Origin of the sequence: Streptomyces sp. NPDC006923, assembly GCF_040635655.1 — a bacterium.
GTDB lineage: Bacteria > Actinomycetota > Actinomycetes > Streptomycetales > Streptomycetaceae > Streptomyces.
On sequence record NZ_JBEYIF010000010.1, the window covers coordinates 1 to 23,441 of the forward strand.

The 23,441-nt window shown below is 70.5% G+C and carries 24 protein-coding genes, 2 pseudogenes and 1 riboswitch; of the genes and pseudogenes, 18 read left to right on the plus strand and 8 right to left on the minus strand.

The features are described from left to right. The 5 genes and pseudogenes from ABZ707_RS20820 to ABZ707_RS20840 all read left to right on the plus strand — a co-directional run. Positions 1–171: pseudogene (locus tag ABZ707_RS20820) on the plus strand (4-hydroxy-3-methylbut-2-en-1-yl diphosphate synthase); the annotation flags it as partial. Between the two features lie 24 nt (positions 172–195). Continuing rightward, positions 196–492: a 1-deoxy-D-xylulose-5-phosphate synthase N-terminal domain-containing protein gene (locus ABZ707_RS20825; protein WP_360176812.1), complete on the plus strand. Its 297-nt coding sequence runs from the start codon at positions 196–198 to the stop codon at positions 490–492. Continuing rightward, positions 489–1,937, plus strand: a complete 1,449-nt coding sequence (locus ABZ707_RS20830; RefSeq protein ID WP_360176815.1) for an aspartate aminotransferase family protein — start codon at positions 489–491, stop codon at positions 1,935–1,937. Before ABZ707_RS20825 ends, ABZ707_RS20830 begins: the two co-directional genes overlap by 4 nt. An 81-nt stretch (positions 1,938–2,018) precedes the next feature. Next, positions 2,019–2,651 (plus strand): XRE family transcriptional regulator, encoded by a 633-nt coding sequence (locus ABZ707_RS20835; protein ID WP_360176818.1) that lies wholly within the window; start codon positions 2,019–2,021, stop codon positions 2,649–2,651. A 75-nt stretch (positions 2,652–2,726) separates the two neighbouring features. Further along, positions 2,727–2,864 (plus strand): DUF6126 family protein, encoded by a 138-nt coding sequence (locus tag ABZ707_RS20840; protein WP_360177396.1) that lies wholly within the window; start codon positions 2,727–2,729, stop codon positions 2,862–2,864. A 33-nt stretch (positions 2,865–2,897) separates the two neighbouring features. Here ABZ707_RS20840 and ABZ707_RS20845 read toward each other — a convergent pair whose 3' ends face one another. Then, a complete protein-coding gene (locus ABZ707_RS20845; protein WP_360176821.1) occupies positions 2,898–3,695 on the minus strand; it encodes a tyrosine-protein phosphatase in 798 nt (265 codons plus the stop codon). 441 nt (positions 3,696–4,136) lie between these two features. Continuing rightward, positions 4,137–4,297, plus strand: a riboswitch (cyclic di-AMP (ydaO/yuaA leader). A 2-nt stretch (positions 4,298–4,299) separates the two neighbouring features. Here ABZ707_RS20845 and ABZ707_RS20850 point away from each other — a divergent pair. Both ABZ707_RS20850 and ABZ707_RS20855 read left to right on the plus strand, forming a co-directional pair. Continuing rightward, the gene (locus ABZ707_RS20850) at positions 4,300–5,238 is read left to right on the plus strand and encodes a LysM peptidoglycan-binding domain-containing M23 family metallopeptidase (protein ID WP_360176824.1); all 939 of its coding nucleotides are present in this window, start codon (positions 4,300–4,302) and stop codon (positions 5,236–5,238) included. Positions 5,239–5,451: 213 nt separating this feature from the next. Continuing rightward, entirely contained in the window at positions 5,452–6,276 is an 825-nt protein-coding gene (locus tag ABZ707_RS20855) for an SGNH/GDSL hydrolase family protein (RefSeq protein WP_360176827.1), read from the plus strand. 51 nt (positions 6,277–6,327) lie between these two features. Here ABZ707_RS20855 and ABZ707_RS20860 read toward each other — a convergent pair whose 3' ends face one another. Genes ABZ707_RS20860 through ABZ707_RS20880 form a run of 5 tightly spaced genes read right to left on the minus strand, consistent with a single transcriptional unit; the run spans position 6,328 to position 11,557 of the window. After that, positions 6,328–7,191 (minus strand): STM4011 family radical SAM protein, encoded by an 864-nt coding sequence (locus ABZ707_RS20860; protein ID WP_360176830.1) that lies wholly within the window; start codon positions 7,189–7,191, stop codon positions 6,328–6,330. Positions 7,192–7,197: 6 nt separating this feature from the next. Next, the gene (locus ABZ707_RS20865) at positions 7,198–8,601 is read right to left on the minus strand and encodes an STM4012 family radical SAM protein (RefSeq protein WP_360176833.1); all 1,404 of its coding nucleotides are present in this window, start codon (positions 8,599–8,601) and stop codon (positions 7,198–7,200) included. After that, the gene (locus ABZ707_RS20870; RefSeq protein WP_360177399.1) at positions 8,598–9,410 is read right to left on the minus strand and encodes an STM4013/SEN3800 family hydrolase; all 813 of its coding nucleotides are present in this window, start codon (positions 9,408–9,410) and stop codon (positions 8,598–8,600) included. Before ABZ707_RS20870 ends, ABZ707_RS20865 begins: the two co-directional genes overlap by 4 nt. A 1-nt stretch (position 9,411) precedes the next feature. Then, entirely contained in the window at positions 9,412–10,575 is a 1,164-nt protein-coding gene (locus tag ABZ707_RS20875) for an STM4014 family protein (protein WP_360177402.1), read from the minus strand. A 28-nt stretch (positions 10,576–10,603) separates the two neighbouring features. After that, a complete protein-coding gene (locus tag ABZ707_RS20880; RefSeq protein WP_360176836.1) occupies positions 10,604–11,557 on the minus strand; it encodes an STM4015 family protein in 954 nt (317 codons plus the stop codon). A 158-nt stretch (positions 11,558–11,715) separates the two neighbouring features. Here ABZ707_RS20880 and ABZ707_RS20885 point away from each other — a divergent pair, with 158 nt between their 5' ends. Then, a complete protein-coding gene (locus tag ABZ707_RS20885; protein ID WP_360176839.1) occupies positions 11,716–12,054 on the plus strand; it encodes a hypothetical protein in 339 nt (112 codons plus the stop codon). Between the two features lie 110 nt (positions 12,055–12,164). Next, positions 12,165–13,166: a DUF6745 domain-containing protein gene (locus ABZ707_RS20890; protein WP_360176842.1), complete on the plus strand. Its 1,002-nt coding sequence runs from the start codon at positions 12,165–12,167 to the stop codon at positions 13,164–13,166. 115 nt (positions 13,167–13,281) lie between these two features. Here the strand turns inward: ABZ707_RS20890 and ABZ707_RS20895 are convergent, their stop codons facing one another. Next, entirely contained in the window at positions 13,282–14,199 is a 918-nt protein-coding gene (locus ABZ707_RS20895) for a carbohydrate kinase family protein (RefSeq protein ID WP_360177405.1), read from the minus strand. A 123-nt stretch (positions 14,200–14,322) separates the two neighbouring features. Further along, positions 14,323–14,549: pseudogene (locus ABZ707_RS20900) on the minus strand (TetR family transcriptional regulator C-terminal domain-containing protein); the annotation flags it as partial. A gap of 381 nt (positions 14,550–14,930) precedes the next feature. Here ABZ707_RS20900 and ABZ707_RS20905 point away from each other — a divergent pair. From ABZ707_RS20905 to ABZ707_RS20945, 9 genes are all read left to right on the plus strand, one after another. Beyond that, positions 14,931–16,151, plus strand: coding sequence for an MBL fold metallo-hydrolase (locus ABZ707_RS20905; protein WP_360176845.1), 1,221 nt, complete (start codon positions 14,931–14,933; stop codon positions 16,149–16,151). A gap of 181 nt (positions 16,152–16,332) precedes the next feature. Beyond that, on the plus strand, positions 16,333–17,214 hold the full coding sequence (locus ABZ707_RS20910; RefSeq protein WP_360176848.1) for a sugar isomerase: 882 nt from the start codon (positions 16,333–16,335) through the stop codon (positions 17,212–17,214). A 344-nt stretch (positions 17,215–17,558) separates the two neighbouring features. Then, positions 17,559–19,361, plus strand: a complete 1,803-nt coding sequence (locus tag ABZ707_RS20915; protein WP_360176851.1) for an ATP-binding protein — start codon at positions 17,559–17,561, stop codon at positions 19,359–19,361. A gap of 7 nt (positions 19,362–19,368) precedes the next feature. Further along, on the plus strand, positions 19,369–19,806 hold the full coding sequence (locus ABZ707_RS20920; RefSeq protein ID WP_360176854.1) for a roadblock/LC7 domain-containing protein: 438 nt from the start codon (positions 19,369–19,371) through the stop codon (positions 19,804–19,806). 2 nt (positions 19,807–19,808) lie between these two features. Beyond that, positions 19,809–20,180, plus strand: coding sequence for a DUF742 domain-containing protein (locus ABZ707_RS20925; RefSeq protein ID WP_360176857.1), 372 nt, complete (start codon positions 19,809–19,811; stop codon positions 20,178–20,180). Then, positions 20,158–20,751, plus strand: a complete 594-nt coding sequence (locus tag ABZ707_RS20930; protein ID WP_360176860.1) for an ATP/GTP-binding protein — start codon at positions 20,158–20,160, stop codon at positions 20,749–20,751. The genes ABZ707_RS20925 and ABZ707_RS20930 overlap by 23 nt, the downstream gene beginning before the upstream one ends. A 31-nt stretch (positions 20,752–20,782) precedes the next feature. Further along, positions 20,783–21,313, plus strand: coding sequence for a GAF domain-containing protein (locus tag ABZ707_RS20935; protein ID WP_360176863.1), 531 nt, complete (start codon positions 20,783–20,785; stop codon positions 21,311–21,313). 222 nt (positions 21,314–21,535) lie between these two features. Then, on the plus strand, positions 21,536–22,384 hold the full coding sequence (locus ABZ707_RS20940) for an ABC transporter permease (protein ID WP_360177408.1): 849 nt from the start codon (positions 21,536–21,538) through the stop codon (positions 22,382–22,384). Between the two features lie 32 nt (positions 22,385–22,416). Continuing rightward, positions 22,417–23,436: an ABC transporter substrate-binding protein gene (locus tag ABZ707_RS20945; RefSeq protein WP_360176866.1), complete on the plus strand. Its 1,020-nt coding sequence runs from the start codon at positions 22,417–22,419 to the stop codon at positions 23,434–23,436. Positions 23,437–23,441: the final 5 nt, after the last annotated feature.

The window sequence follows — 23,441 nt, forward strand, 5'->3', positions numbered from 1 at the left end:
GGGGTCGCGTCGGGCAATGGCAAGGGTCAGATCTTTGTGAAGGGTGAGGTCATCAAGACCGTGCCGGAGTCGAAGATCGTGGAGACCCTGATCGAGGAGGCGTTGAAGATCGCCGAGCAGATGGAGGACGCAGGGGTGCCTTCGGGGGCTCCCGCCGTCACCGTGAGCTGAACCGGTCCGAGAGGGGGCCCGAGCGTGTCTGTCGTGGAGAACATCCGAGGACCGCGCGATCTCAAGGCGCTGAGCACAGGCGAACTCCACGAACTGGCCCAGGACATCGGGGAATTCCTGATCCGGACGGTGGCCGGAAGCGGCGGTCACCCGGGCCCTCTCGTTGCCGGGGTGGACGTACCGCTGCCGACCTACGGCGTCCCCGGGCACCTTCCGGCCCATGCCGAACGGAGTGCGGTGCCGGCCGGTAGCGGCCTGACACCGGTGGAGACCGCAGGACGGATCAGTGCCGCCCTGGCAGCCAAGGAGAGCACGGAATGACCCATCCCAAGAAGCCCTCGGAGCCCGGCGCGGTCCGCAACGCGGCCGAGGAACTCACGGCGCCGCAGGGGTTTGACCTCGGCCGGCTTCTCTCGGAGCGCGGTGCCGAGCGCTACGAGCTGCACACCAGATACCTCAACCACCAGCTACCGCGCATGCTGCACACCATCGGCTTCGACCGGGTCTACGAGCGGGCCGAGGGCGCCTACTTCTGGGACGAGGACGGCAACGACTATCTGGACATGCTCGCGGGCTTCGGTGTGATGGGCCTCGGCCGGCACCACGCCGTCGTACGCAAGGCCCTGCACGACGTGCTCGACGCGTCGCTCGCCGACCTCACCCGCTTCGACTGCCAGCCGCTGCCGGGACTGCTCGCCGAGAAGCTGCTGGCGCACAGCCCGCATCTTGACCGGGTGTTCTTCGGCAACAGTGGTACGGAAGCGGTCGAGACGGCCCTGAAGTTCGCCCGCTACGCGACGGGGAAGCCCAGGATCCTCTACTGCTCGCACGCCTTCCACGGGCTGACCACCGGCTCGCTGTCCGTCAATGGCGAGGACGGGTTCCGGGACGGCTTCGCGCCGCTGCTGCCCGACACGGCGGTCGAACTCGGTGATCTGGACGCGCTGGAGCGGGAGCTGAAACGCGGTGATGTGGCCGCCTTTGTCGTCGAGCCGATCCAGGGCAAAGGGGTGCATGCGGCGCCGCCGGGCTTTCTGCTCGCGGCCCAGGAACTGCTCCACCGGCACAAGGCGCTGCTCATCGCCGACGAGGTGCAGACCGGTCTCGGCAGGACCGGCGACTTCTACGCCTACCAGCACGAGGAAGGGGTGGAACCGGATCTCGTCTGTGTGGCGAAGGCTCTCTCCGGCGGCTATGTCCCCGTGGGCGCGACCCTCGGCAAGGACTGGATCTTCAAGAAGGTCTACTCGTCGATGGACCGGGTGCTGGTGCATTCGGCGAGCTTCGGCTCCAACGCGCAGGCCATGGCCGCCGGCCTCGCCGTCCTGTCGGTGATGGAGGACGAGAAGATCGTCGCCAACGCGCGGACGACCGGGGATCTGCTCAGGTCACGGCTGGCCGCGCTGGTCGACCGCTATGAGCTGCTGCACGAGGTGCGGGGCCGGGGTCTGATGATCGGCATCGAGTTCGGCCGTCCGAACTCGATCAAGCTGCGGGGCCGGTGGACGATGCTCCAGGCCGCCCGCAAGGGGCTCTTCGCGCAGATGGTGGTCGTACCGCTGCTCCAGAAGCACCGCATTCTCACCCAGGTGTCGGGCGACCACCTCGAAGTGATCAAGCTGATCCCGCCGCTGACCATCGGAGAGCGAGAGGTCGAGCGCTTTGTCGACGCCTTCACCGCCGTCATGGACGACGCCCATGGGGGCGGCGGGCTGATGTGGGACTTCGGGCGGACACTGGTGAAGCAGGCCGTCGCCAACAGGTGAGGCGCTCCCCGCCCACCCAGCCGGGTTTGCCTCTGGGGCAACAAATTTGCCTCGGAGGAAATATCCTGGCGCAATAGAGGCATGCGTACACCTCCCGCGGACGAGCCGGCCGACGAACCCGGCCGGCTCTCCGACGAGCTGCCCGATGTCGCGCCCCGGCTGCGCGAGCTGCGTCGCGACCAGCGGCTCACCCTGGAGTCCGCCGCCCGCCGGGCCGGGCTCTCTCCCGCTCATCTGTCCCGGCTGGAGACGGGCCGCCGCCAGCCCTCGCTGCCCATGCTGCTGGCCCTCGCCCGGATCTACGGTACGACCGTCTCCGAACTGCTCGGCGAAGTGCCGCCGGAACGCGACCCCATTGTCCGGGCCGGCCGTGCCGAGCCCGTCGAGGCCGACGGCTGGACCTACCACCAGGCGGGCGGCTCCGGCCGGGCCATGCAGCCGCTCCGGGTCCAGGTGCCGTACGGGGCCCAGGGCGATCTCGTCCGTGTGCACCCGGGGGAGGAGTGGCTCTATGTCCTCGAAGGGCGGCTGCGCCTGAGTCTCGGGGACGCCGTGCATGTGCTCGACCCGGGGGACAGCGCGCACTTCGACTCGCTCACACCGCACCGGATCGCGGCGGCCGGACCCGCCGGGACCGAGCTGCTCTTCGTCCACACCCTGCTGCAGACCCCCGCCGCCGAGCTGTGCCTCGGCGGCGGGGCTCACCGCGGCTGATCCTCAGAGAGGTCTGTCACCATGTCAGAGAACGCAGTTCCGGACCCCGCGGGTACGCGGGCCGGCCAGGAAGACGTGCCGGCCCGCGTAACGAATCAGGAGAAGACGTTCCCCAGGGGACTTGTCATCCGGCTTTTCGCCTATCTGGTGGCCGGTCACCTCTTCGCGGGCTTCCTCTATCTGCTCTTCGAGCTGGGGGCGCGCGGTCAGTAGCGGTCGGCGCGGGCCCGACGGCGGGCGCGCGTCTCAGGAAAGCAGGCGGGCGCGCAGCCGCTCACGGGTCTCGGGGGTGACTCCGAGGCCCGCTGACAGATAACGCTCGGTGCTGCCCCAGGTCTTCTCAATGGTCTCGAAAGCCGCTGCGAGGTATTCCGATCTGGCGTCGAAGAGCGGGCTGAGCAGCTCCATGACCTCGGCGGACGTCCCGGCGGGCGAATTGTCGCTGCGGTGGATCGGATAGCGGCGCCGCGGGTCGTTCGACTTCAGGTAGTCCGCCTCTATCGCCTCGCGCTCGACCCCGACGGCCAGCAGCGACACGGCTATGGAGAGACCGGCCCGGTCCTTGCCCGCGGCGCAGTGCATGAGGGCGGGGACGCTGTCCTCGGCCAGGGCGTGCAGGACGCGGCTGTGCTCGGCGGTGCGGTCCGTGATGATCGCGCGGTACGAGTCGGTCATCCGGGCCGCGGCCCTGCCGTCCGCGAGGAGCGAGCGGAGCTGGTCGAGGTCGCCGTCCCGGACCATCAGCCAGAACTCCGCCCCGTCCGCGGGATCGGTGAGCGGGATGTTCACATTGCGCACACCCGTCAGCTCCACGTCCGCGCCGTCGAGCTTGAGGTCGGCGGCATTGCGGAAGTCGAAGACGGTGTGCAGCCCGAGGGACGAGAGGAAGGCGGAGTCGGCCGCGGTGGCGTTGGCGAGGTGGCCACTGCGGAAGAGCCGCCCGTGCCGCACCTGCCGGCCGTCCGTGGTCGGCAGTCCGCCCACATCGCGGAAGTTGCGTACCCCGGTCAGCTCGGGCTCGGTCGACGGGACCTGCTGCGTCACGGCCTGCTCCTCCGTGTCTGCCGCCGGCGCCGCTCGCCGACGATGTCGACTTCTGACACTACGACATCGGTTCTCAGGAGACCGGAGTTCGCGACCCGGGGAGCGAATGCGAACTATTCGGACATCGCAGGAGGCTACAAATCGCCCAAATGTGCATCTGTCCGTATTGGCGTATTTCGCATAACGTGCCCCGGTGCAGGGGGAGATGGGTTCCCGCTGGTGAGCAGGATCATATCCGTGACGGTCCGTGGCGGCGAAGCGAATTGAAATCGCCGTGACGCACGGAATCCGAAGATCGGTGATTCACGCAGGGTGACCGGAAATCCAGGGCGATATCGGGGCGTCTGCCGCCCCTGGGAATAAGCGGCTTGTTAATGCCCTCCCGGCTCGCCTACGTTCAGCCTCAATCCAGGCGGACCGCCGAATCCTGCCGCCGCTTGGAATTCGCACTCACCCATCCACGTGTGGCAGGAGCGGGGGACCCAGGTAGTACGCCGTTCCGGAATATCGGACGGCTCGGGGTGAAGTCGCGCAGTAAGCGCGGCAGGGCATCTCCAGCCCTAACCCGACAGCTCACCTCGCAGGCGCCGGAGAGGAATTGACCATGCCCGCGAAGGGTAAGCACCGCCGCACCAGGACCAGCCCGTTCAGCCGCGGCCTTCTCGCCGCCGGTACGGGCGGCGCCGCCATCGCTCTTCCGCTCATCGGCGCCACCGGCGCGCACGCCGCCGAGAAGGCCGCGCCCGCCACCGAACCGCACGCCGTCTCGGCGGCCGCCCAGACGAGTCAGCACGCGTCCGCCAAGAAGACCGCCACCAAGGCTCCGAAGATCTACTCCGTGGTCGCCGGTGACTACCTTTCCAAGATCGCCTCCGAACAGCATGTCCGGGGCGGCTGGCACAAGCTGTACGCCGACAACCGCAAGGCCGTGGGGCCCGACCCGTCGCTCATCCACCCGGGCCTGAAGCTCACCATCGGCGCCAAGTCGAGTGGCCCGCACAAGCCGGCGGGCCACCACTCCAAGCCCGGTGGCACGGACGCTCAGCCCGGCAACGCCCCGGCCAAGCCCTCGGACGACCCCGCTCCCGTCAAGACCGGAACTCCCGCCGCCGACCCGGTGGACGACAACAGCGGTTCCGGCTTCACCCTGCCGGTCGACGGCATAGCCATCGGCACGCCGTACCACGCCAGTGGCAGCAACTGGTCCAGCGGCTACCACACCGGTGTGGACTTCCTGGCGCCCTCGGGCACCGTTGTGAAGGCCGTCGGCGCGGGCACCGTCGTTTCGGCCGGCTGGGGCGGTTCGTACGGCAACCAGGTCGTCATCCAGCACGACGACGGCCACTACTCGCAGTACGGCCACCTGTCCTCCATCTCGGTCTCCGAGGGCGACACCGTCAGCGAGGGCCAGCAGATAGGGCTCTCCGGCGCGACCGGCAATGTCACGGGACCGCACCTGCACTTCGAGATCCGTACGGGTCCCGACTACGGCTCGGACATCGACCCGCTGGCCTTCCTCCGCGAGCACGGCGTCTCCGTCTGATCCCGTCCGTCTGATCCCGAACACCCCGCTCCGAACCGGTATTCCGTCCGAGAACGCCGGTGGGTCAACACCTCCGCCCGGCACCGAAAGTGCCGGGCGGAGGCATGGTGCCTATTCCCGCTTGGGTGAAACTTGACCGATGGTGTATCTCACCGCCGTCAACGGCTTCTTACGGTCGCGTAGGTCACATCTGCGAGTGAAAGATGAGCGGTTGTGGCAGATGATTCGAGATCCAGAAGAAGCGGCGTATTCGCGTCGTACGCGGCGATCGGTGACAGCTTCACCGAAGGCGTGGGAGATCTGGGACCCGACGGGCTGTATATCGGCTGGGCCGACCGGCTCGCGGTCCTGCTGGCCGACCGGCTGCCGGTCTCCGGTGACGCCGTGGACACCGTGCACGGCGATTTCCGGTACGCCAATCTCGCGGTACGCGGCCGGCTCCTCGACCAGATCGTCGACGAGCAGATCCCCCGGGCGAAGGAACTCGCCCCGGACCTGGTGACCTTCTGTGCCGGCGGCAACGACATCATCCGTCCAGGTACCGATCCCGACGATGTCGCCGAGCGTTTCGAGCGGGCCGTGGCCGACCTCACGGGCGCCGTCGGCACGGTCATGGTGACCACCGGATTCGACACCCGCGGGGTCCCCGTGCTGCGCCATCTGCGGGGCAAGATCGCCACGTACACCGCGCATGTGCGCTCCATCGCCGACCGCTACGACTGCCCCGTCCTCGATCTCTGGTCCCTCAGGTCCGTCCAGGACCGGCGTGCCTGGGACGGCGACCGGCTGCATCTGTCACCCGAGGGGCACACCCGGGTCGCGCTGCGCGCCGCGCAGGTGCTCGGTCTCGACGTGCCGGCCGACCCGGACCAGGCGTGGCCGCCGCAGCCGCCGCGCGGCACGTTCGAGGTCCGGCGCGACGACATCCACTGGGCGCGCGAATATCTGGTGCCCTGGATCGGACGCCGGCTGCGCGGCGAGTCGTCGGGCGACCAGGTGGCGGCCAAGCGGCCCGATCTGCTGCCGCTGAAGCACTGACGGCGGGGCCGCCCCGGGGCGTGTTGCAGAAGTCCCGTCCGGCTCGCGGCGCTACGTCTCGAACACGCCCCGCGCCCCCGCCGGGATCCGCTCCAGCACCCCGCCCGCGAACACGTCGTACAACGGCAGCGTCTCCAGGTGCACATAGCCGATGTGACAGTCGCACAGCGCCTTCGGGCAGGCCCGGGGCCCAAGGGCCCGCCGGTACGACCCGTCGTAGAGATTGCCCAGCTCGGCACGGACGAAATGGCAGCGCCGCACGGTGCCGTCGCCGTCCACCGAGATCACCGACTCGCCCGTACGGCACGGCAGACCGGCCGAGCGGTGCGGATGGCGGCTGTACGGGAAGAGCGGATCGAGGTCCGTCCACCGGGCGGCCTCCTCGTCCGTATAGCTGTGTCCCTCGGCCGCGTTGATCCAGAGGTAGACGTCCGCCGGCAGCTCGGCGCGCAGCCGGAGCGCGTGCTCATGATGGCCGGGCAGACCGACAACGCCCACACTGAACCGGACGCCCCGGCGCGCGAGGTCATGGCACTTCCCGAGGAAGCGGTCGTACGGCGTCTGTCCCGGGTGGTACGTGCACCACAGGGCCAGCGTCCCGGGATCGGCGTCCTGGACCCAGTCGGTACGGGCGCTGAGGTTTGTCTGGATGGCCACCCGGCGGATGTGCGGCAGCCGGGACAGCTCGGCGAGTGTCCGGCGGTACCAGGAGCGCACCAGCCCTTCGCCCCACGGTGTGAACAGGAGCGACAGCCGGTCGGCGGACTGCGCGGACGCCCACGCGGCGAAGCGCTCCAGCGCCGCCCGGTCGGCACGTAGCTGGTCAGTGGTGTCCCGCCGCTTGGCGAACGGGCAGTAGGGACAGTCGTAGTCGCAGGACGCGAGCGGACCGCGGTAGAGGATCGTCAGGTCCACGGAGTCTCATTTCTGCTCGTACGCGGCCATCGCGGCCCGTACGGCGGGGGAGAAGAGCGCGGGACCCAGGGCGTCCGAATGGGCGAGACCCTCGGGCGAGAGACGCAGCAGGCCGGGCCCCGCGCTCCCGTCGAGCCAGCCGAGCGCCGCGAACAGGTCCAGCTCGGCCGGGAAGTCGTCGGCCGGGCCCGTCCCGAACCGCTCGCGATAGCCGGCCACCTCCATGCCCCGCGCCTGGAGGACCGACTGGAGGAGATGGCGGCGCCGTGCCTCGTCCTCGTCGATCCGGTAGCCCAGCTCCGCCCGGGAGAAGTCCTCCGTCGCCGTGTACCGGTCGATGATGTTCCGTATCTCGCGGGTGTCGACGGCGTAGTCGAAGGAGTAGTGGAGGCGGGAGGTGTAGGAGCGGGCTCCGCAGCCGAGCCCGATCATGCCGTCGGTCTGGCAGGCGTAGTCGTCGGCTCCCCCGGACGCGGAGCCCGGGCGGCGGAACATCCGCATGGACACCTGCTCGTAGCCCCGGTCGAGGAGGTGATCGCGGCCCTGCCGGTACAGCCGCAGCCGCTGGGCGTCCCAGGCGGCGTCGCTTCCGGCCCCGAGCCGGCCGAGACCGGTCAGCGGCCGTATGTAGAGGGGGTAGAGATACAACTCCTCGGGATCCCAGGCGAGCGCGGCGTCCAGGGAGCGGCGCCAGCTCTCCTCGGTCTGGCCGTCGATGCCGTAGATGAGATCGATGTTGAGGACGGGGATCCGGGCGTCACGTATCCGGCCCAGCGCCGTCTCGACATCGGTGCGGCGCTGCGGGCGCACGGCGGCCTTCGCCTCCGCGTCGACGAAGCTCTGCACACCGATGCTGAGGCGGGTGGCGCCGCGGTCGGTGAGGACGGCCAGCCGGTCGGCGGTGGCCGTGGCGGGAGATGTCTCCACGGAGAGCGGGAGGGCCCGCAGATCGGCGCCCATCCGTTTCTCCGCGATGTCGCACAGCCGGTCCAGCTCACCGGCGTCGAGGTAGGTGGGCGTGCCGCCGCCGAACGCCGCGGCGGCGAACCGCACGGCACCGGTGCCGCCGTCCCCGGGCGGGCCGAGCGCGTCGCGTACGGCCGTCGCCTGCCGGTCGAGGGCGTCGAGATAGCGCGTCGTCAGCTCGTCGGGCGCGCCGATCCGGGTGAAGAGATTGCAGAAGCCGCAGCGGACCTCGCAGAACGGTATGTGCAGATAGAGGGAGAGGGCGTCCGTCGGTTCGCCGGCCCAGGTCTCGCGCAGCACCGGCCCGTCGCCGAGCCGGCGGTAGGCCGTCTTGTGCGGATAGGCGTAGACATAGCTCTCGTACGGACGCGGTGCGGCGGCGCTGCTGCCGGTGGCCGCGTTGGTCGTGCTGGTCGAGTTGATCGTGCTGGTCGAATTGGTCATGTGCCGGCTCCGGGCTCCAGGAAGAAATGCGCGTACGGCACGGTCCAGACGGCCTTGTGGCCCAGACGGTGTCCCGTCCAGCCGTCGTCGCCGTAAGCCGTGCCATGGTCGGAACAGACGATCGCGAAGCAGCGGCGGCGGCTGCTCATGGCGGCGAAAAGCCGGTCGATGTGCCGGTCGACGTATTCGAGGGCGGCGGCGTGTGTGGCGCGTGAGTCGCCCGCCTCCCGGGTGGCACCGGGCAGATGGAACCAGTTGGGCTGGTGCAACGCGGACACATTGACGAAGAGGAAGAGCCGCTGCTCACGCGGGAGCTCCGCGACGATCCGCTCCGCCCGGTCGATCTGGGCCTCGAAGGAGGCCGGGGAGGTCACCCCGAACTCCGTCTCCCAGTGGCTCTCCTGGAACAGGCCGGGCAGGACGGAGCCCAGAGCGCCCTGCTGGTTGAAGAAGCCGACCCCGCCGAGGCACACCGTGCGGTAACCGGCGCCCGCCAGACCCGAGACCAGATCAGGTGTGTCGAAGACAAAGGTCCGGTCGGCCGTGGTCTCACTGCCCGCGAAGCGTGCGGCGAAGAGCCGGGGATGCGGGCCGTGCGAGGCAGGTGTGGGCAGGAACCCGGCGAAGATCGCCTGGTGCGAGGCATAGGTGAAGCTGCCGGGCGCGTGCCGCTTCTCCCAGCGGCCGTCCTGGAGGTGCCGGGCGAGCCGCGGGGTCCGGCCCGCGGCGGCGAGTTCGTCGGCGACGTCGAAGCGCAGGGTGTCGAGGGTGACAAGGAGCAGATCGTCCCGGCCGACGATGTCGTTCATATCAGGTGACCGCACGATGGGTCCTCCCCCGGGAATGTCCCGCGCGGTGCGGGAGGGCGGCGAGCTGGGCGGCGTAGGTGTCGAGGCCCTCGGCACCGCTGCCCGGCAGGCCGGTGAGACGGGGCAGCAGGTCGCCGAACGCGTTGACCTCCCCGACGGCGAAACCCCGCCAGCCGCTGACGGGCAGCAGATCGACGCCCACGCAGTGGGTGCCGGGGAAGCGGTCAGCCGCCTGCTCGCAGACGGCGAGCGCGGTGGCCCAGCTCGCGCCCGCGGCCCCGATCGCCTCGCGGGCCCCCGTGAGATCTCCCCGGGTCCCGCCGAGATGGAGATTGGTCATCGGCGAGTGGCTGGTCCTGACCACGGCGTGCGTGGCGCGCCCCGCGACGACCACGACCCGCAGATCGGCCGAGCGTCCCTCCTGCACGGCCTTGGGCAGCCAGCGTTCGATGTGCAGTCCGTCGGGGGCGAGGGTGTCGACGATTGCCGCCACCTCACGCTCGTCGGTATAGCCGCGCACCCGCAGCGAATTGAAGAGACGGCCCGCCGGGTCGCGCTCCACGGAGGTGATGGCGCGCACCCGGCCGGGGCCCGCCGTCTCGACCGCGAGGACCCCGGAGGCCGACGAGCCGTGGGCGAGCTTGACAAACGCGCGGCGCAGCCCGGCCCCGGCCATCAGGGCGCGTACGTCGTCCCAGCCGGTGACCGCGGGCGCGTCGGCGCCGGACGTCGGCGACACGGGGACGGGCACTCCGGCCCGGCGCAGGGCGCCATGGCACAGCCGCTTGTCGAAGAGCACGGCCAGATCGTCCGGATCGTCGAGAAGATCCGCTCCACCGGCGGCCGCCGCGTGCCCCAGCTCCCGGACGGCGGCGGTGAACCGCTCGTACCAGCGGGCGGTGCCCTCCACCCTGGTGGAGTCGTCCGTGCCGCGCAGCAGACGGTCCACTTCCGCGTCCTCGCCCGGTGAGTCGATCCGTACCGTCTCCCCGGCCCTGAACTCGGCCCGGCCGCGCAGGGCGTCGCGCCAGGCCACCACCCGGGCGCCGGGCAGCCCGGCGGCGCGGACGGCGTCCTGGAACAGGACGACGCGGCGATTGTCCGGATTCCCGACCACGACGAGGGCCGGGGCCGCACCGCGCGTGTCCGCCGCGGCGGCGGACACTCGACTGCTCAGGGTCTGCGGCACCGGGTCACTCCGCCACCGCGGTGTAGCGGTGCTCCGTGCCGTCGCTCTCCTGGTCCGCGTCACCGCTCTCGGAGAGATCCAGCTCCACGCCGGCCGCACCGAGCGTGCTGACGAGCCGCTCCCGCATCGCCTCGCCGAGGTAGTTGTAATGCAGATCCAGCTTCTTGAGATGGGTGAGCGGCTGGCCGCCGAGCAGGGCCTCGGCGCCCTCGTCCCCCAGGGTGCCCATCGAGAGGTCGAGGGTCTCCAGACCCGCGACGACCGGCGCGCCGGCCAGCGCGGTCGCGATCTCGTCCTGTATCTCGCTGTTGCGCAGCGCCAGATACCGCAGCTTGGGCAGGCGGGACCCGGACAGAATCGGTGCCAGATCTGCCACCTGGGCGTTCGCCCCGTACCACGAGGTGCCGAGCCAGAGGTCGAGGTGCTCGAGCGCCGGCAGGTCGCTCGCGCCGACACCCCGCACCACCGCGACATCCAGACCGCCCGCCTCGATGGTGAGCGAGCGGAGCCGTTCGTGGCGGACGGCGGGAAACTCCAGATCCTGACCGCCGCGCACCCCGAACTCACGCAGCGCGGGGAAGGCGTCGAGCAGCGGCGTCACCAGACCCTGGTTGATCCAGGAGATCTCGCACTCCATGAAGGTGATGTCGCCGAGGAAGAGGGCGCGCAGCCCGGGAAGCCGGTCCCGTGCCGCGACGAGAGCCTTGATCAGTTCGTCGGGGCCCGTCTCGTACGCGTCGCTCCAGGAGCCGACGATCAGGGCCTGGACCCTGGTGGTGTCCACGGTCTCGGTGAAGCGGGCGAACTCCTTCTCCCACGCCTCTTCCGCCTCGTAGGAGTCGACGGAGACGCGCCAGGCCACGGAAGCCGCGTCGGGGAGCTCCGACTTCGCTCCGGCGCCGGGGAAGTCGAACGCGGGCAGGCCGTACAGCTCCTGCAAGTGGTCCGAGATGGTCATGGCGAACGCTCCAGACAACGGTGACAGTGATCGGCTGACGGACAGAAGTTCTACCAAGGGCGACTGACAACGCCCGTCGTCGGGGCGGATTGTCAGACCCTGGCCCTAGCGTCTTTCACGGGTCGGCGCACTCGGCGCCGCCGGTGGAGGGGAGAGCCATGTACCGGCAGGGAGACGTGCTCATCGTGCCCGTCGCGGAGGAGACGGTGCCGTCGCATCTCGTGGACGCCGGGGCGGCGTCCGGTGAGCCGAGAGACGCGCGGGGGCGGCTTGTCCTGGCGCTCGGCGAGGTCACGGGCCACGCCCACGCGGTGACCGGGCCCGGCCGGCTGATCCGTGACCCGGCGGAGCAGACCGGACCGATGCTCCTCCATCTCCCCGCCGGCGGACGGGTGGTGCATGAGGAGCACGCGGCGATACCGCTGCCCGGCGGCTGGTTCCGAGTGGTGCGCCAGCGCGAATACCTGCCGGGCGCGGTGCGGATCGTCGCGGACTGAGCGGTGGCACGGGACCGGCAGCACCGGGCCGGCCGCACCGCACCGGTGGTGCGGAAAGCGCTGATGGACGGAAAGCCAGGACAGGGATGACAGGGAACGGGGCTTCAGACATGAGTGACGTGGACACATGGCGGGCCGTCGCGGCGGCGACGGGGGCGGCTGACCGGCCGGCCGCCGAGCACGGAGTGCGGCTCGCCTACCGGAGCGCGGGCCTGGCGGAGCCGGAGCGTGTCATCTGGGCGGAGTCGCCCCTGGCCGGCGCGCGGATCGCGCGGTCGCTCCCCGACGCGGGGCGATCGGTCCGCGACGAGGTGCGTACATATCCCTGGGCCGACGAACGGCGCAGGGTGCACGACGCGCTGGGACCCGCGGGCTGGGCCGAACACTGGAGCGCCACCGGGGCACGGCTCTGGGACACCACCCGGGCGCTCTCCGAGCGGATACGCGCCGGGGTGGTGGAGAAGCTCGCGGGGAAGCCCGCCGAGGCCGCCGGGATACGTACGGTGCTGCTGGACGCCGTGCTCGGGCAGCACGACGCGGCCTGGCTCGCCGCGTTCGACGGCCGCAGCGAGCGCCTCGAAGGACTCGCGGAGGTCGCGCGGCACGCGGGCTGGTGGTGGCCGTACGAGCGCGCGGTGGTGCTCTGTGAGCGTCCCGCCGAGCTGCACCGTGACGAGGCGGGCCGGCTCGACCGCGGGGACGGCCCCGCGGTCGCCTACCCGGACGGCTTCGCCCTGCACGCCTGGCGCGGCATGCCGGTTCCGGCGGAGTTCCTGGCCGGACTGGGCAGCCTGACACCCGGTCGGATCCGCGCCGAGGCCAACGCGGAGCTGCGGCGGGTGATGCTGGAGTACTACGGCTACGACCGCTATCTGAGCGAGTCGGGCGCGCAGCCCGTGCACCGGGACGAGACCGGCGTGCTGTGGCGGATAGCACTGGAGGGTGACGAGGACGTCGTGATGGTCGAGGTGGTCAATGCGACACCGGAGCCGGACGGTACGCACCGCACCTACTGGCTGCGGGTACCGCCCACGGCCACGACGGCGAAGGAGGGCGTCGCCTGGACCTTCGGGCTCGAAGCGGAGGCGTACGAGCCGATGCGCCAGACCTGAGCCCCGGACCTGAGCGCCCCGGACCTGAGCGCCCCGGACCTGAGCGGCCGGGGCCGGGGCGGCCGGGGCCGGGGCGGTGCGGAGCCATGACGGTACGGCGCCGGCCGGCCGCCGGTCAGACCCGGTCCGGGTGCAGGTCGCCGGGGCCTATCAGCGCCGTGCCGCCCTCGCCCGTACAGGCGTAGGCGCCTGCCAGGGCGCCGAGCCGGGCGCACTCTTCGAGGTCCCGCCCGGCCAGCCGTCCGTACAGAAAGCCGCAGACATACGCGTCGCCCGCACCGTTGGAGTCCACCACCGGCGCGGGCGGGACGGTCGCCCGGACGGGGCGCGGCGCCCGGCTTCCCTCACGGGTCATCAGATAGGAGCCGCCGGCGCCCGCCGTCGCGATCACCGCCTCCGCACGGCCCTCGCGCAGGATCTCCCGCATCACCGAGGCGATCCGCTCACCGGCCCCGGCCGCGCTCAGAAACACCAGATCGGAGCGGAACGCGAACTCCCTGTGGTAGTCGGTGAGTCCGTTCCAGTCATGCAGATCGGTCGAGACCGGGACACCGAGCTCCTCGATGTCGTCGTACAGGAACCGGGTGAAGTTGGTGATCGACAGATGGACATGACGGGCGCGCCGGAGGTGGGGCAGATAGAAGTCGCGCGGCATGCGCAGATCGTCCGGATCCCGGGCGTCGTAGAAGGACATCCGGCGGCCCGTCTTCTCGACCAGATTGACCGCGCGACGGGTGCCGGCCGGGGAGATCAGCGCCTCGAAGTCGACCCCGCCCTTCGCGAGCCGGTCGCGGACCTGTCCGCCGGTCCAGTCGTCGCCGACGAAGTCGAGGAACTTGACCTTGAGACCCAGGGTCCGGCAGCCGAGTGCCACATTGCCGCCGGTGTGCCCCGCCCATTCGCGGATCGGCCCCACGCCGACAGAGTCCGCGAGCGGTACCGGCAGCGAGTCGACCCGGACAACGGTATCCACCCCGCTGCCCCCGACGACCAGCACATCGTGATCGAGCCGGTCGGTCTGCTGCTGGGTCACGGTCTCCCTTTCATCGCTGTCTGTATGGCTGATGAGTTCGGTACGGCCGGGGGCATCGCGTCCCGTCCAGGGCCTCTCGCTGCTTCCCGGCCCTTCGGGCGCGGCGGGCCCCTCGGGTCCGTCGAGCGCCGCCGGGCCGAGTCCCCGCTCGCGGGCGAGCGCCTCGGCCGCCCACCCCACCGTGGTGGCGCGCGGCAGCGAGCCCGCGTGGGGCGTCATCCGGACCGCCGGCCCGTCCAGCAGCGCGGTGAGCCGACAGGCAGCCGACTCCGGGTCCGCACACCGGGATTCGCTGCCGCCGAGCCTGCCGCGACGACCTCGGTGAGGGCGGCCTTCCACTGCCGGCCGAGACCATGTCCCGGGCCTCGATCCGGCAGCCGGCAGCCCGCAGGAGTTCCTCGCGCCGTTCCGCCACGCTCAGCCGCACCCTCGCCACGCCGTCACCCTATCGAGCGTCCCGGGGACCTCCGGCCCCGGTTCCTGGCGGAGCGCGCTCCGCGCGCACCGGTCTCCGGGCGCGACGGCCAGTGCCGAATCGCGAGTCAGTACCGGAAGGCGCTCGTCGCTGTCGAAGAGTTCTCCCAGGAACGTACGCGTATCCGGGAATCCGACGGGAAGAGGCGATGTTGCCACCGGCGTACCCGTTGCGGGTCTCCCTTGTCGGGGCTCGACCCGCACCGACGTAGGTCCTTGGCCATAATGAGGACGACACCGAACCTCCAGGAGGTGCTGTGACAGGCGCTGGTTCCCCCCTTTCTTTGCGCTCCCGGCTGCGCTCGCTGCGCACCGCGGCCTTCGGGGCCGATTCGGCCGGGGAGAGGCTGGAGCGGATCCATCGCTCGCCGAACTTCGTGGACGGGGTGTTCCAGAACCCGGTGGGTGCCAGGACAAGACCCTCCGGCTCCGGGCTGGAGTTCGCGAAGATCTACTTCCAGAAGGAAGCGCGGGCCCGGCGGGTCCCGACCGGTCCGATTCCGGTGCACTCCACCACCCTTACGGAGCTGGCCACACCTCCCGCTTCGGGGCTGCGGCTCACCTGGATGGGGCATTCGAGCGTACTCGCCGAGATCGACGGTCACCGGGTGCTCTTCGACCCGGTGTGGGGCGAGCGCTGTTCGCCCTTCGCGTTCGTGGGCCCGAAGCGGCTGCACCCCGCGCCCGTACCGCTCGCGTCGCTCGGTCCCGTCGATGTCGTCGTGATCTCCCACGACCACTACGACCACCTCGATCTGCCCACCATCAAGGCGCTCGCCGCCACGGACACCGTGTTCGCCGTGCCGCTGGGTGTCGGCGCGCATCTGGAGCGCTGGGGCGTGCCGGAGTCCCGGCTCCGCGAGCTCGACTGGAACGAGTTCACCGAGGTCGCGGGCCTGCGGCTGACCGCCACCCCGGCGCGGCACTTCTGTGGCCGGGGCCTGCGCAACCAGCAGCACACACTCTGGGCGTCCTGGGTGGTGGCCGGCCCCGAGCACCGGATCTACCACAGCGGGGACACCGGCTACTTCGCCGGCTTCGCGGACATCGGCGCCGAACACGGCCCGTTCGACGCCACCATGATCCAGATCGGTGCTTACAGCGAATACTGGCCCGACATCCATATGACACCCGCCGAAGGCATGCGCGCGCATCTCGATCTCCAGGGCGGCCGGCCGTCGGGGGTGATGCTGCCGATCCACTGGGGCACGTTCAACCTCGCTCCGCACCCGTGGGCCGAGCCCGGCGAGGGTACGGTCTCGGCTGCCGCCGAGGCGGGCGCCGGGATCGCGCTGCCGCGCCCCGGCCAGCCCTTCGAACCCACCGGAGACGACGTCCCCGCCGCTCCCTGGTGGCGGCCCGTGGCCGCCACGCCGCCCGGCGGCTGGCCGGTGGCTCCCGCGCCCGCGGTCCTGGAGACCACCGCCGGGACGGACGCCGGCCCCGGAAAGACGGAGGAGACCGCGTCCTCCGCGTAACGCGGACTCGGTGGACGGGACGGGCCGCCCGTCCCGTCCGCCTCCTCCCGCGCCGCTGCCGGCGAGGTCCGCCCGGGGCGCGTCGCGAAGGGAGCGCTCCCTCGTCGCACGCCCACGAGGGTTACGGGGCAGCCCTAGCATGAGCGAGTAATCATGCTGCCTCAGGGGACCGGAGACGCGCGTGACGCATGTGGGGACGGAACTGGCCAGCCAGCCGGAGTGCTGGCGCCGGGCGGCGGGGCTGGTCGAGGACGTACGGCACGAACTGCCCGAGCCCGGTGAACGCACCGCCGTCATCGGCTGTGGCACCTCATATTTCATGGCCCGCGCCTACGCCCGGCTCCGGGAAGGCGCCGGACATGGTGAGACCGACGCCTTCGCCGCCTCCGAATTCCCCGTCGGGCGTCAGTACGACCGGATCGTGGCGCTGACCCGGTCCGGTACGACCACCGAGGTCCTGCGCCTGCTCGCGGACATCCGCGAGACCACCCGTACGACCGCGATCACCGCGGACCCGGACACCCCGGTGAGTTCCGCCGCCGACGGCCTGATCGTCCTGGACTTCGCCGACGAACGGTCCGTCGTCCAGACGCGGTTCGCCACCACGGCCCTCACGCTGCTGCGCGCACATCTCGGACTGCACTCCGATGCCGTGGTCACGGACGCGGAGACAGCGCTCGCGGATCCACTGCCCGCCGGTGTCACCGAATGCGGCCAGTTCACCTTTCTCGGCCGGGGCTGGAGCGTCGGCCTCGCGGAAGAGGCCGCGCTCAAAATGCGGGAGGCGTCGCTGTCCTGGACGGAGGCGTATCCGGCGATGGAGTACCGCCACGGTCCGATCAGCATCACGACCGGGGGCAGGGCGACGTGGGCGCTCGGGCCCGCGCCGGAGGGACTCGCGGAAGAGGTCAGGGCGACCGGCGGGCTCTGGGTGGAGGGGGAGTTGGACCCGCTGGCCGAACTGGTCCGGATCCAGCGGCTCGCGCTCGCCCTGGCGGATAAGCGGGGCCTCGACCCGGACCGCCCGCGCCATCTCAGCCGTTCCGTGATACTCGCGCCGTAACCCCGTAACCCCGTAACCCCGTAAGCCCGTGAGCGCGTGAGCGCGTGAGCCCGTGAGCGCGGTGAGCCCGCCGCGCGCCGGGCCGTTGTCCCCAGCCCTGGCTCCCGGGGGCGAGGAACCAGAACGAACGCGGCATTTCGCGCTGGCGTGCGATGCCTCATACCAGAGCGGGACGCTCGGCGGGCAAGTTCATCAACTGCCCACCACATCAGAACGTCTGGCAACTACTGTGTGTGCTCAGTGGTTAACGGAGGGCTCATGCGGCGCACGTGCCGCCGCCCGCTGTCGCACCACAGCTTGAACAGACCATGCCGATTCCTGGGGCCCACGTACCGAGGACAAAGATGTCTCAACTTCGCGTACCCGTCGCACGGCCGGAACGCCGTGAGGGCGGGCGGCACGGCCGGCCGGGCGTCCGCTCGCTGCCATCCACGGTCAGGGCGAACACGCCCGTGCCACCGGACGCCCGTATACGCCCCCGGCTGCTGCGTACCGCCGTGCTGCCGACGACGGTCGCCGCGCTCAGCGGCGCCGTCGCCGTTGTGCTCCTGCTCCGCTCCACCTCGGCGGAACCGACCAGCGAGGTCTGGGCCGCTCTCGTCGGGACGGCGCTGCTCGCCTTCGCCGCCGTCGCCGCGGCGGCGCTGGGGGCGGAGCGCACCGCGAAGTCCGTGCTCGACCGCTGTGCCGAGCTGCGCCGCGCCAGCGCGCGCGGCCAGGACGACCTGCGCGCCGCCGTCGAGCGGATCGGACGCGGCGAGCGGGTGTCCGGGCGCGGTGCTCCGCCCACGCCGGCGCCCCCAGGGGGAGACGAACTCGACCTGCTGGCCGAGGAACTGGGCCGCTCACGGGCGGCGGCGATCAGCGCCGTGGCGCAGGCGTCCCGGCTGTCCACCAGCGTCGGCAACGAACAGAAGGTGGAGGTCTTCGTCAATCTGGCCCGACGGCTCCAGTCCCTGGTCCACCGCGAGATCCAGCTCCTCGACGATCTGGAGAACGAGGTCGAGGACCCGGAACTGCTGAAAGGTCTCTTCCACGTCGACCATCTCGCGACGAGAATCCGCAGACACGCGGAGAACCTCGCTGTGCTCGGCGGAGCGGTCTCCCGTCGCCAGTGGAGCAGACCGGTCACCGCGACCGAGGTCCTGCGCGCCGCCATCGCCGAAGTGGAGCAGTACCCGCGGATCAAACTCGTACCGCCCATCGACGGCTCGGTGCGCGGCCACGCCGTCGCCGATGTCATCCACCTGCTGGCCGAACTGGTCGAGAACGCGACGCTGTTCTCGTCCCCGCACACCCAAGTGCTGCTGCGCGCGCAGCGGGTGACGGCGGGCCTCGCCATCGAGGTGGAGGACCGCGGTCTCGGGATGCCGCTCGACGAGCAGCAGCGGATGAACGAACTGCTCATTGATCCGGACCAGGTCAATGTCGCGCGTCTGCTCCAGGACGGCCGGATCGGACTCTTCGTGGTGGCGGCGCTCGCGCGCAGGCACGGAATCGTGGTGCGTCTGCAGTCCAACATCTACGGCGGCGTCCAGGCCGTACTGGTGCTGCCGCAGGCACTGCTGGGCGCGGACCGGTCCGACGACGGCCCGTCGTCCGCCGCCACCCCCGTACCGCGGCCCCAGACGCAGATCCCGTCCCAGCCCCAGCGGTACGAGACACCCCCCGGGCCGTATCCGCCGCACGGCGAGCCCGTTCCGCCGCCCGCCCGTGACGAACCCTCCGACCGCCGCACGCCCGCCGGCGCGCTGCCGGGCGCGGGCGACGACGGGCGGCGGCACTCCCCGGCCGGGCAGGGCCGCCACACCACGCCGGAGCCGGCCGACCCGTCCGACGGCTCGGCCGGCGGCGCCGCGAGCCGGCCCCAACTGCCCAGGCGCCGGGTCCAGGAGCATCTGGTTCCGCAGCTCCGGGACCTGCCGGGCGCGCCCTCGACGGGCGAGCCCGCGCTCCACGACCCCGGTCTGATGGCCGCCTTCCGCCGAGGCATCGGCCTCGCGGAGTCCCAGCCCGTCCCCCTGCCCGCCGGGCAGCCGGATCCGCGCCCCGTCGAGACGGGTCCCTCGTCGGACACCCCGTTGAAGGACCGGCCCGCGGACCCGTCGCCGGAGCCGCGGCGCGACGACATCCCCCTCAAGGAGTAGATGCACCATGGTGAGCGATGTGCCGATCGGTCATGTCCCGGACCTCGACTGGCTGTTGAGCGGTCTGGTCCAGCGCGTCCCGTACACCCGCAGCGCGGTGCTGCTCTCCTCCGACGGCCTGGTGAGATCCATGCACGGCATGGACTGCGACAGCGCCGACCACATGGCGGCCCTCGCCTGCGGCCTGTACTCCCTGGGCCGCAGCGCGGGACTGCGCTTCGGGGAGGGCGGCGAGGTCCGCCAGGTCGTGGTGGAACTCGACGCCACACTGCTCTTCGTCTCCACCGCGGGTTCGGGGACCTGTCTCGCCGTGCTGGCGGGCCGGGAGGCGGACCCCGGCGTCCTCGGTTACGAGATGGCGATGCTGGTCAAGAGCGTACGGCCCTATCTGGTCACTCCGGTCAGACACGTGGCCGGCTCCGCGCCGAGTCCCACGGGCCGCTGACCGTGCCCTTCCCGGCGGACGGGCCGTGGCTCGACGAGTCGGCCGGCCGGCTCATCCGCCCGTACACCGTGAGCGGTGGCCGGACCCGGCCGACGACGGAACTGGATCTGCTGACGCTGGTGATGTCCACGGGAGACGTGCCCCGGACACATCTCGCCCCGGAGCACGCCCAGGCCGTCGGCCTCTGCCAGGGGCCGACCTCGGTCGCGGAGATCGCGGCGCATCTCGGACTCCCGGCGACGGTCACCAAAGTCCTGCTGTCCGACCTGGTGGACTGCGGCGCGATCACCGCACGGCCGCCCGACAGCTTCGACCACCCCACCGACCGTTTTCTGCTGGAGGCAGTGCTCGATGGCCTACGACGAAAGCTCTGAATCCTTCCCCACCGCGCTCAAGATCCTTGTCGCGGGCGGTTTCGGGGTCGGCAAGACGACCTTCGTGGGAGCGGTCAGCGAGATCGCGCCACTGAGCACCGAGGAACTGCTCACCCAGGTCAGCGCGGCGACCGACGATCTGACGGGTGTCGAGACCAAGACCTCGACGACGGTCGCCATGGACTTCGGCCGGATGACGCTCGACGAGCAGCATGTGCTGTATCTCTTCGGCACACCCGGTCAGGAGCGGTTCTGGTTCATGTGGGACGAGCTGTCCAGAGGAGCGCTCGGTGCGATCGTGCTCGCCGACACCCGGCGGCTCGACTACTCCTTCTCCGCGGTGGATTTCTTCGAGCGGCGCGGAATCGGATTCGTCGTCGCCGTCAATGAGTTCGAGGGCTCCTACCGCTATGAGCCGGAGGAGGTGCGAGCCGCGATAGATCTCGGGCCGGGGGTGCCCATCGTGCTCTGTGACGCGCGTATCGCCAGTTCCGCAGTCCAGACCCTGGTCACACTTGTCCAGCATCTGCTCACCTCGGCGCCGTCTCCGCGATCCGAGTACGCCGAATGAACCGGACCACCCAGAGCGACGGAGCGCGCGTATGAAGTACGACCCCATCGGCCGTCTGCTGCTCACGCCCGTCGACGAGGAGGCACCGGCCCGGGTCGTACGGCTGCGCCATCTCGGTCTCGGCGAGCGCCCCGAGCCCGCCTTCGACGTCTTCGCCCAGCAGCTCGCGCAGCTCACCGGCGCGCCCTATGCGATGGTCAACTTCATTGACGAGGACCGGCAGTTCTTCGCCGGGCTGCACACTCCGCGGGGCGCCGGCGACGAACGGTCCATGGACCGCGACCACGGCTACTGCCCGCATGTGGTGGTACGGCGCAAAGCACTGGTCCTGGAGGACGTCCGGGACTTCCCGCGGTTCGCCGGGAACGCCCTGGTCGACGAGATCGGCATCCGCTCGTACCTCGGCGCGCCGCTCATCGATCGCACGGGCATGGCCCTCGGCACGGTCTGTGTGGTCGACACCGAGCCCCGCCGCTGGGGCCGGCCGGGGCTCGACACCATCAAGTCGTCGGCCGCGGAGTTGATGTCGCGGATCCATCGCGCGGAGGACGGCCTGCTCTGAGCGGAGCCACTCGCCGGACGGCGGGGGCGCGGTCACCTCGGACACGGTGCCGGGACAGCGTGCGTAGGACGTGAACTTCGGAACGACCTATTGACCGTACGGACGGGCAGTCATTAGCGTGGCGATCACCTGCCAGAAAGCGCTTTCTGAAAGTGCCTGTCGGAGAGCAGCGCTCTTAAAACTGCCCGGATTCCCGAGGAGTTCACTGTGAGCCAGAGCGTCATGCCGGCCCCGGCCGGAGAAGTGGCGGGTGTCGCCGAGCGGAACAGGCCGGGAGCGGGGGAGCGGCTCGCGCGCGCCGTCCAGGGCGGCTGGCGGCCCGTCGTCCTGCTGCTGGCCTGCTTCGGCGTCTGGTGGATCGTCGCCGCCACCGAACTGGTGGAGCCGTATCTCGTCCCCTCGCCCGGTGCGGCGCTCGATGTGCTGACGGGCAAGGCCGGCTATCTCTGGCAGCACACCTGGGTGACGACCTATGAGACGCTGCTCGGCCTGGTGATCGCCGTTGTGGTGGGTGTGCTGGCCGCGGTGGTGATGGTCTACTCGTCGACCGTCGAGAAGACGCTCTATCCCGTTCTGCTGTTCGCGCAGGTCGTCCCCAAGATCGCCGTCGCGCCGCTGTTCGTGGTCTGGCTGGGCTTCGGTATCGCGCCGAAGATCCTGATCGCCGTGCTCATCGCCTTCTTTCCCGTGGTGATCTCGATGGTCACCGGGCTGAAGGCGGTCGACCCCGAGATGCTCCAGCTCTCCGCGACGATGGGCGCGAAACCCTGGGGGACCTTCGCCAAGATCCGGTTCCCGGCCTCGCTGCCTCATCTCTTCTCCGGTCTCAAGGTCGCCGTGACACTGGCGGTGACCGGCGCGGTCGTCGGTGAGTTCGTGGGCGCGGACGAAGGTCTCGGCTATGTGATCCTCCAGGCGAACGGCAACCTCGACACCCCGATGCTCTTCGCGGGACTGCTCGTCATGTCGCTGATCGGCGTTGTCCTCTTCGTCCTTGTCGAAGTGGCCGAGAAGCTGCTGCTGCCCTGGCACGCCGGCCGCCGGGACACCGGCGTCATCACCTCGTACTGACCGACTCGATCCCGTCCAGGGAAGGGCCAGCCATGCATGCGCGCAGATTCCTCCCCGGCCTCGTACCGCTGCTCCTGGTCGCCACGGCCTGTGGTGAGGGCGGCTCGGGGACGACCACCAGCGACTCGGGCGAGAAGCTCGACAGAGTGACGCTGACCCTCAACTGGTATCCGTACGGCGAACACGCGCCCTTCTACTACGGCAAGCAGCAGAAGATCTTCGAGAAGCACGGCATCGATCTGACGATCCGGGCCGGCCAGGGCTCGCAGAAGACCGTGCAGGCGACCGCGGCGGGCCGGACCGACTTCGGCTGGGCGGACACACCCGCCGTGCTCAGCGGTGTGGACCAGGGTGTCAGGGTGAAGAGCCTCGGTGTCTTCCTGCAGACCACACCCTCCTCCGTGCAGTTCTTCACGGACCAGAAGGTCAGCACGCCCGCTGATCTCAAGGGCAAGACCATCGCCGGCACGGCCGGTGACGCACTCACCAAGACCTTCCCGATCTTCCTGCAGAAGAACAATCTGAAGGAGTCGGACGTCAGGATCCAGAACACCGACCCCGCCGGCAAGATCGCCGCGGTGATCTCCGGGAAGACGGACGCCCTGCTCGGCTATGCCAGTGACCAGGGCCCGACCATGCAGGACAAGGCCAAGAAGCAGGTGTCGTATCTGCGTTTCTCGGAGCACGGGCTCAACTTCTACTCCAACGGCCTGGTCACGGGGCAGAAGATCCTCTCCGGCAGAAACGAACTCGCCCGGCGGATGGCGCTGGCCGTCAGCGAGTCCTGGACGGCGGCCGAGAAGGCACCGGAGCCGGCGGTCGCCGCCATGTCGGGCGCGTCCGAGCAACTCCCGCCCAGGAATGTCCTGTCGGAGCAGTTCAAGACCACACTCACACTGCTGCACACCGACGCGACACGGGGCAGGGCGCCGGGCGTCAACACCGAGGGCGACTGGCAGCGGACCATCGATGTGTTCGCCGAGGCAGGGCTGGTGAAGAGCCCGAAGGCGGTCTCCGAGTACTGGGACAGCGGCACGGCACCGAAGGGATGACGATG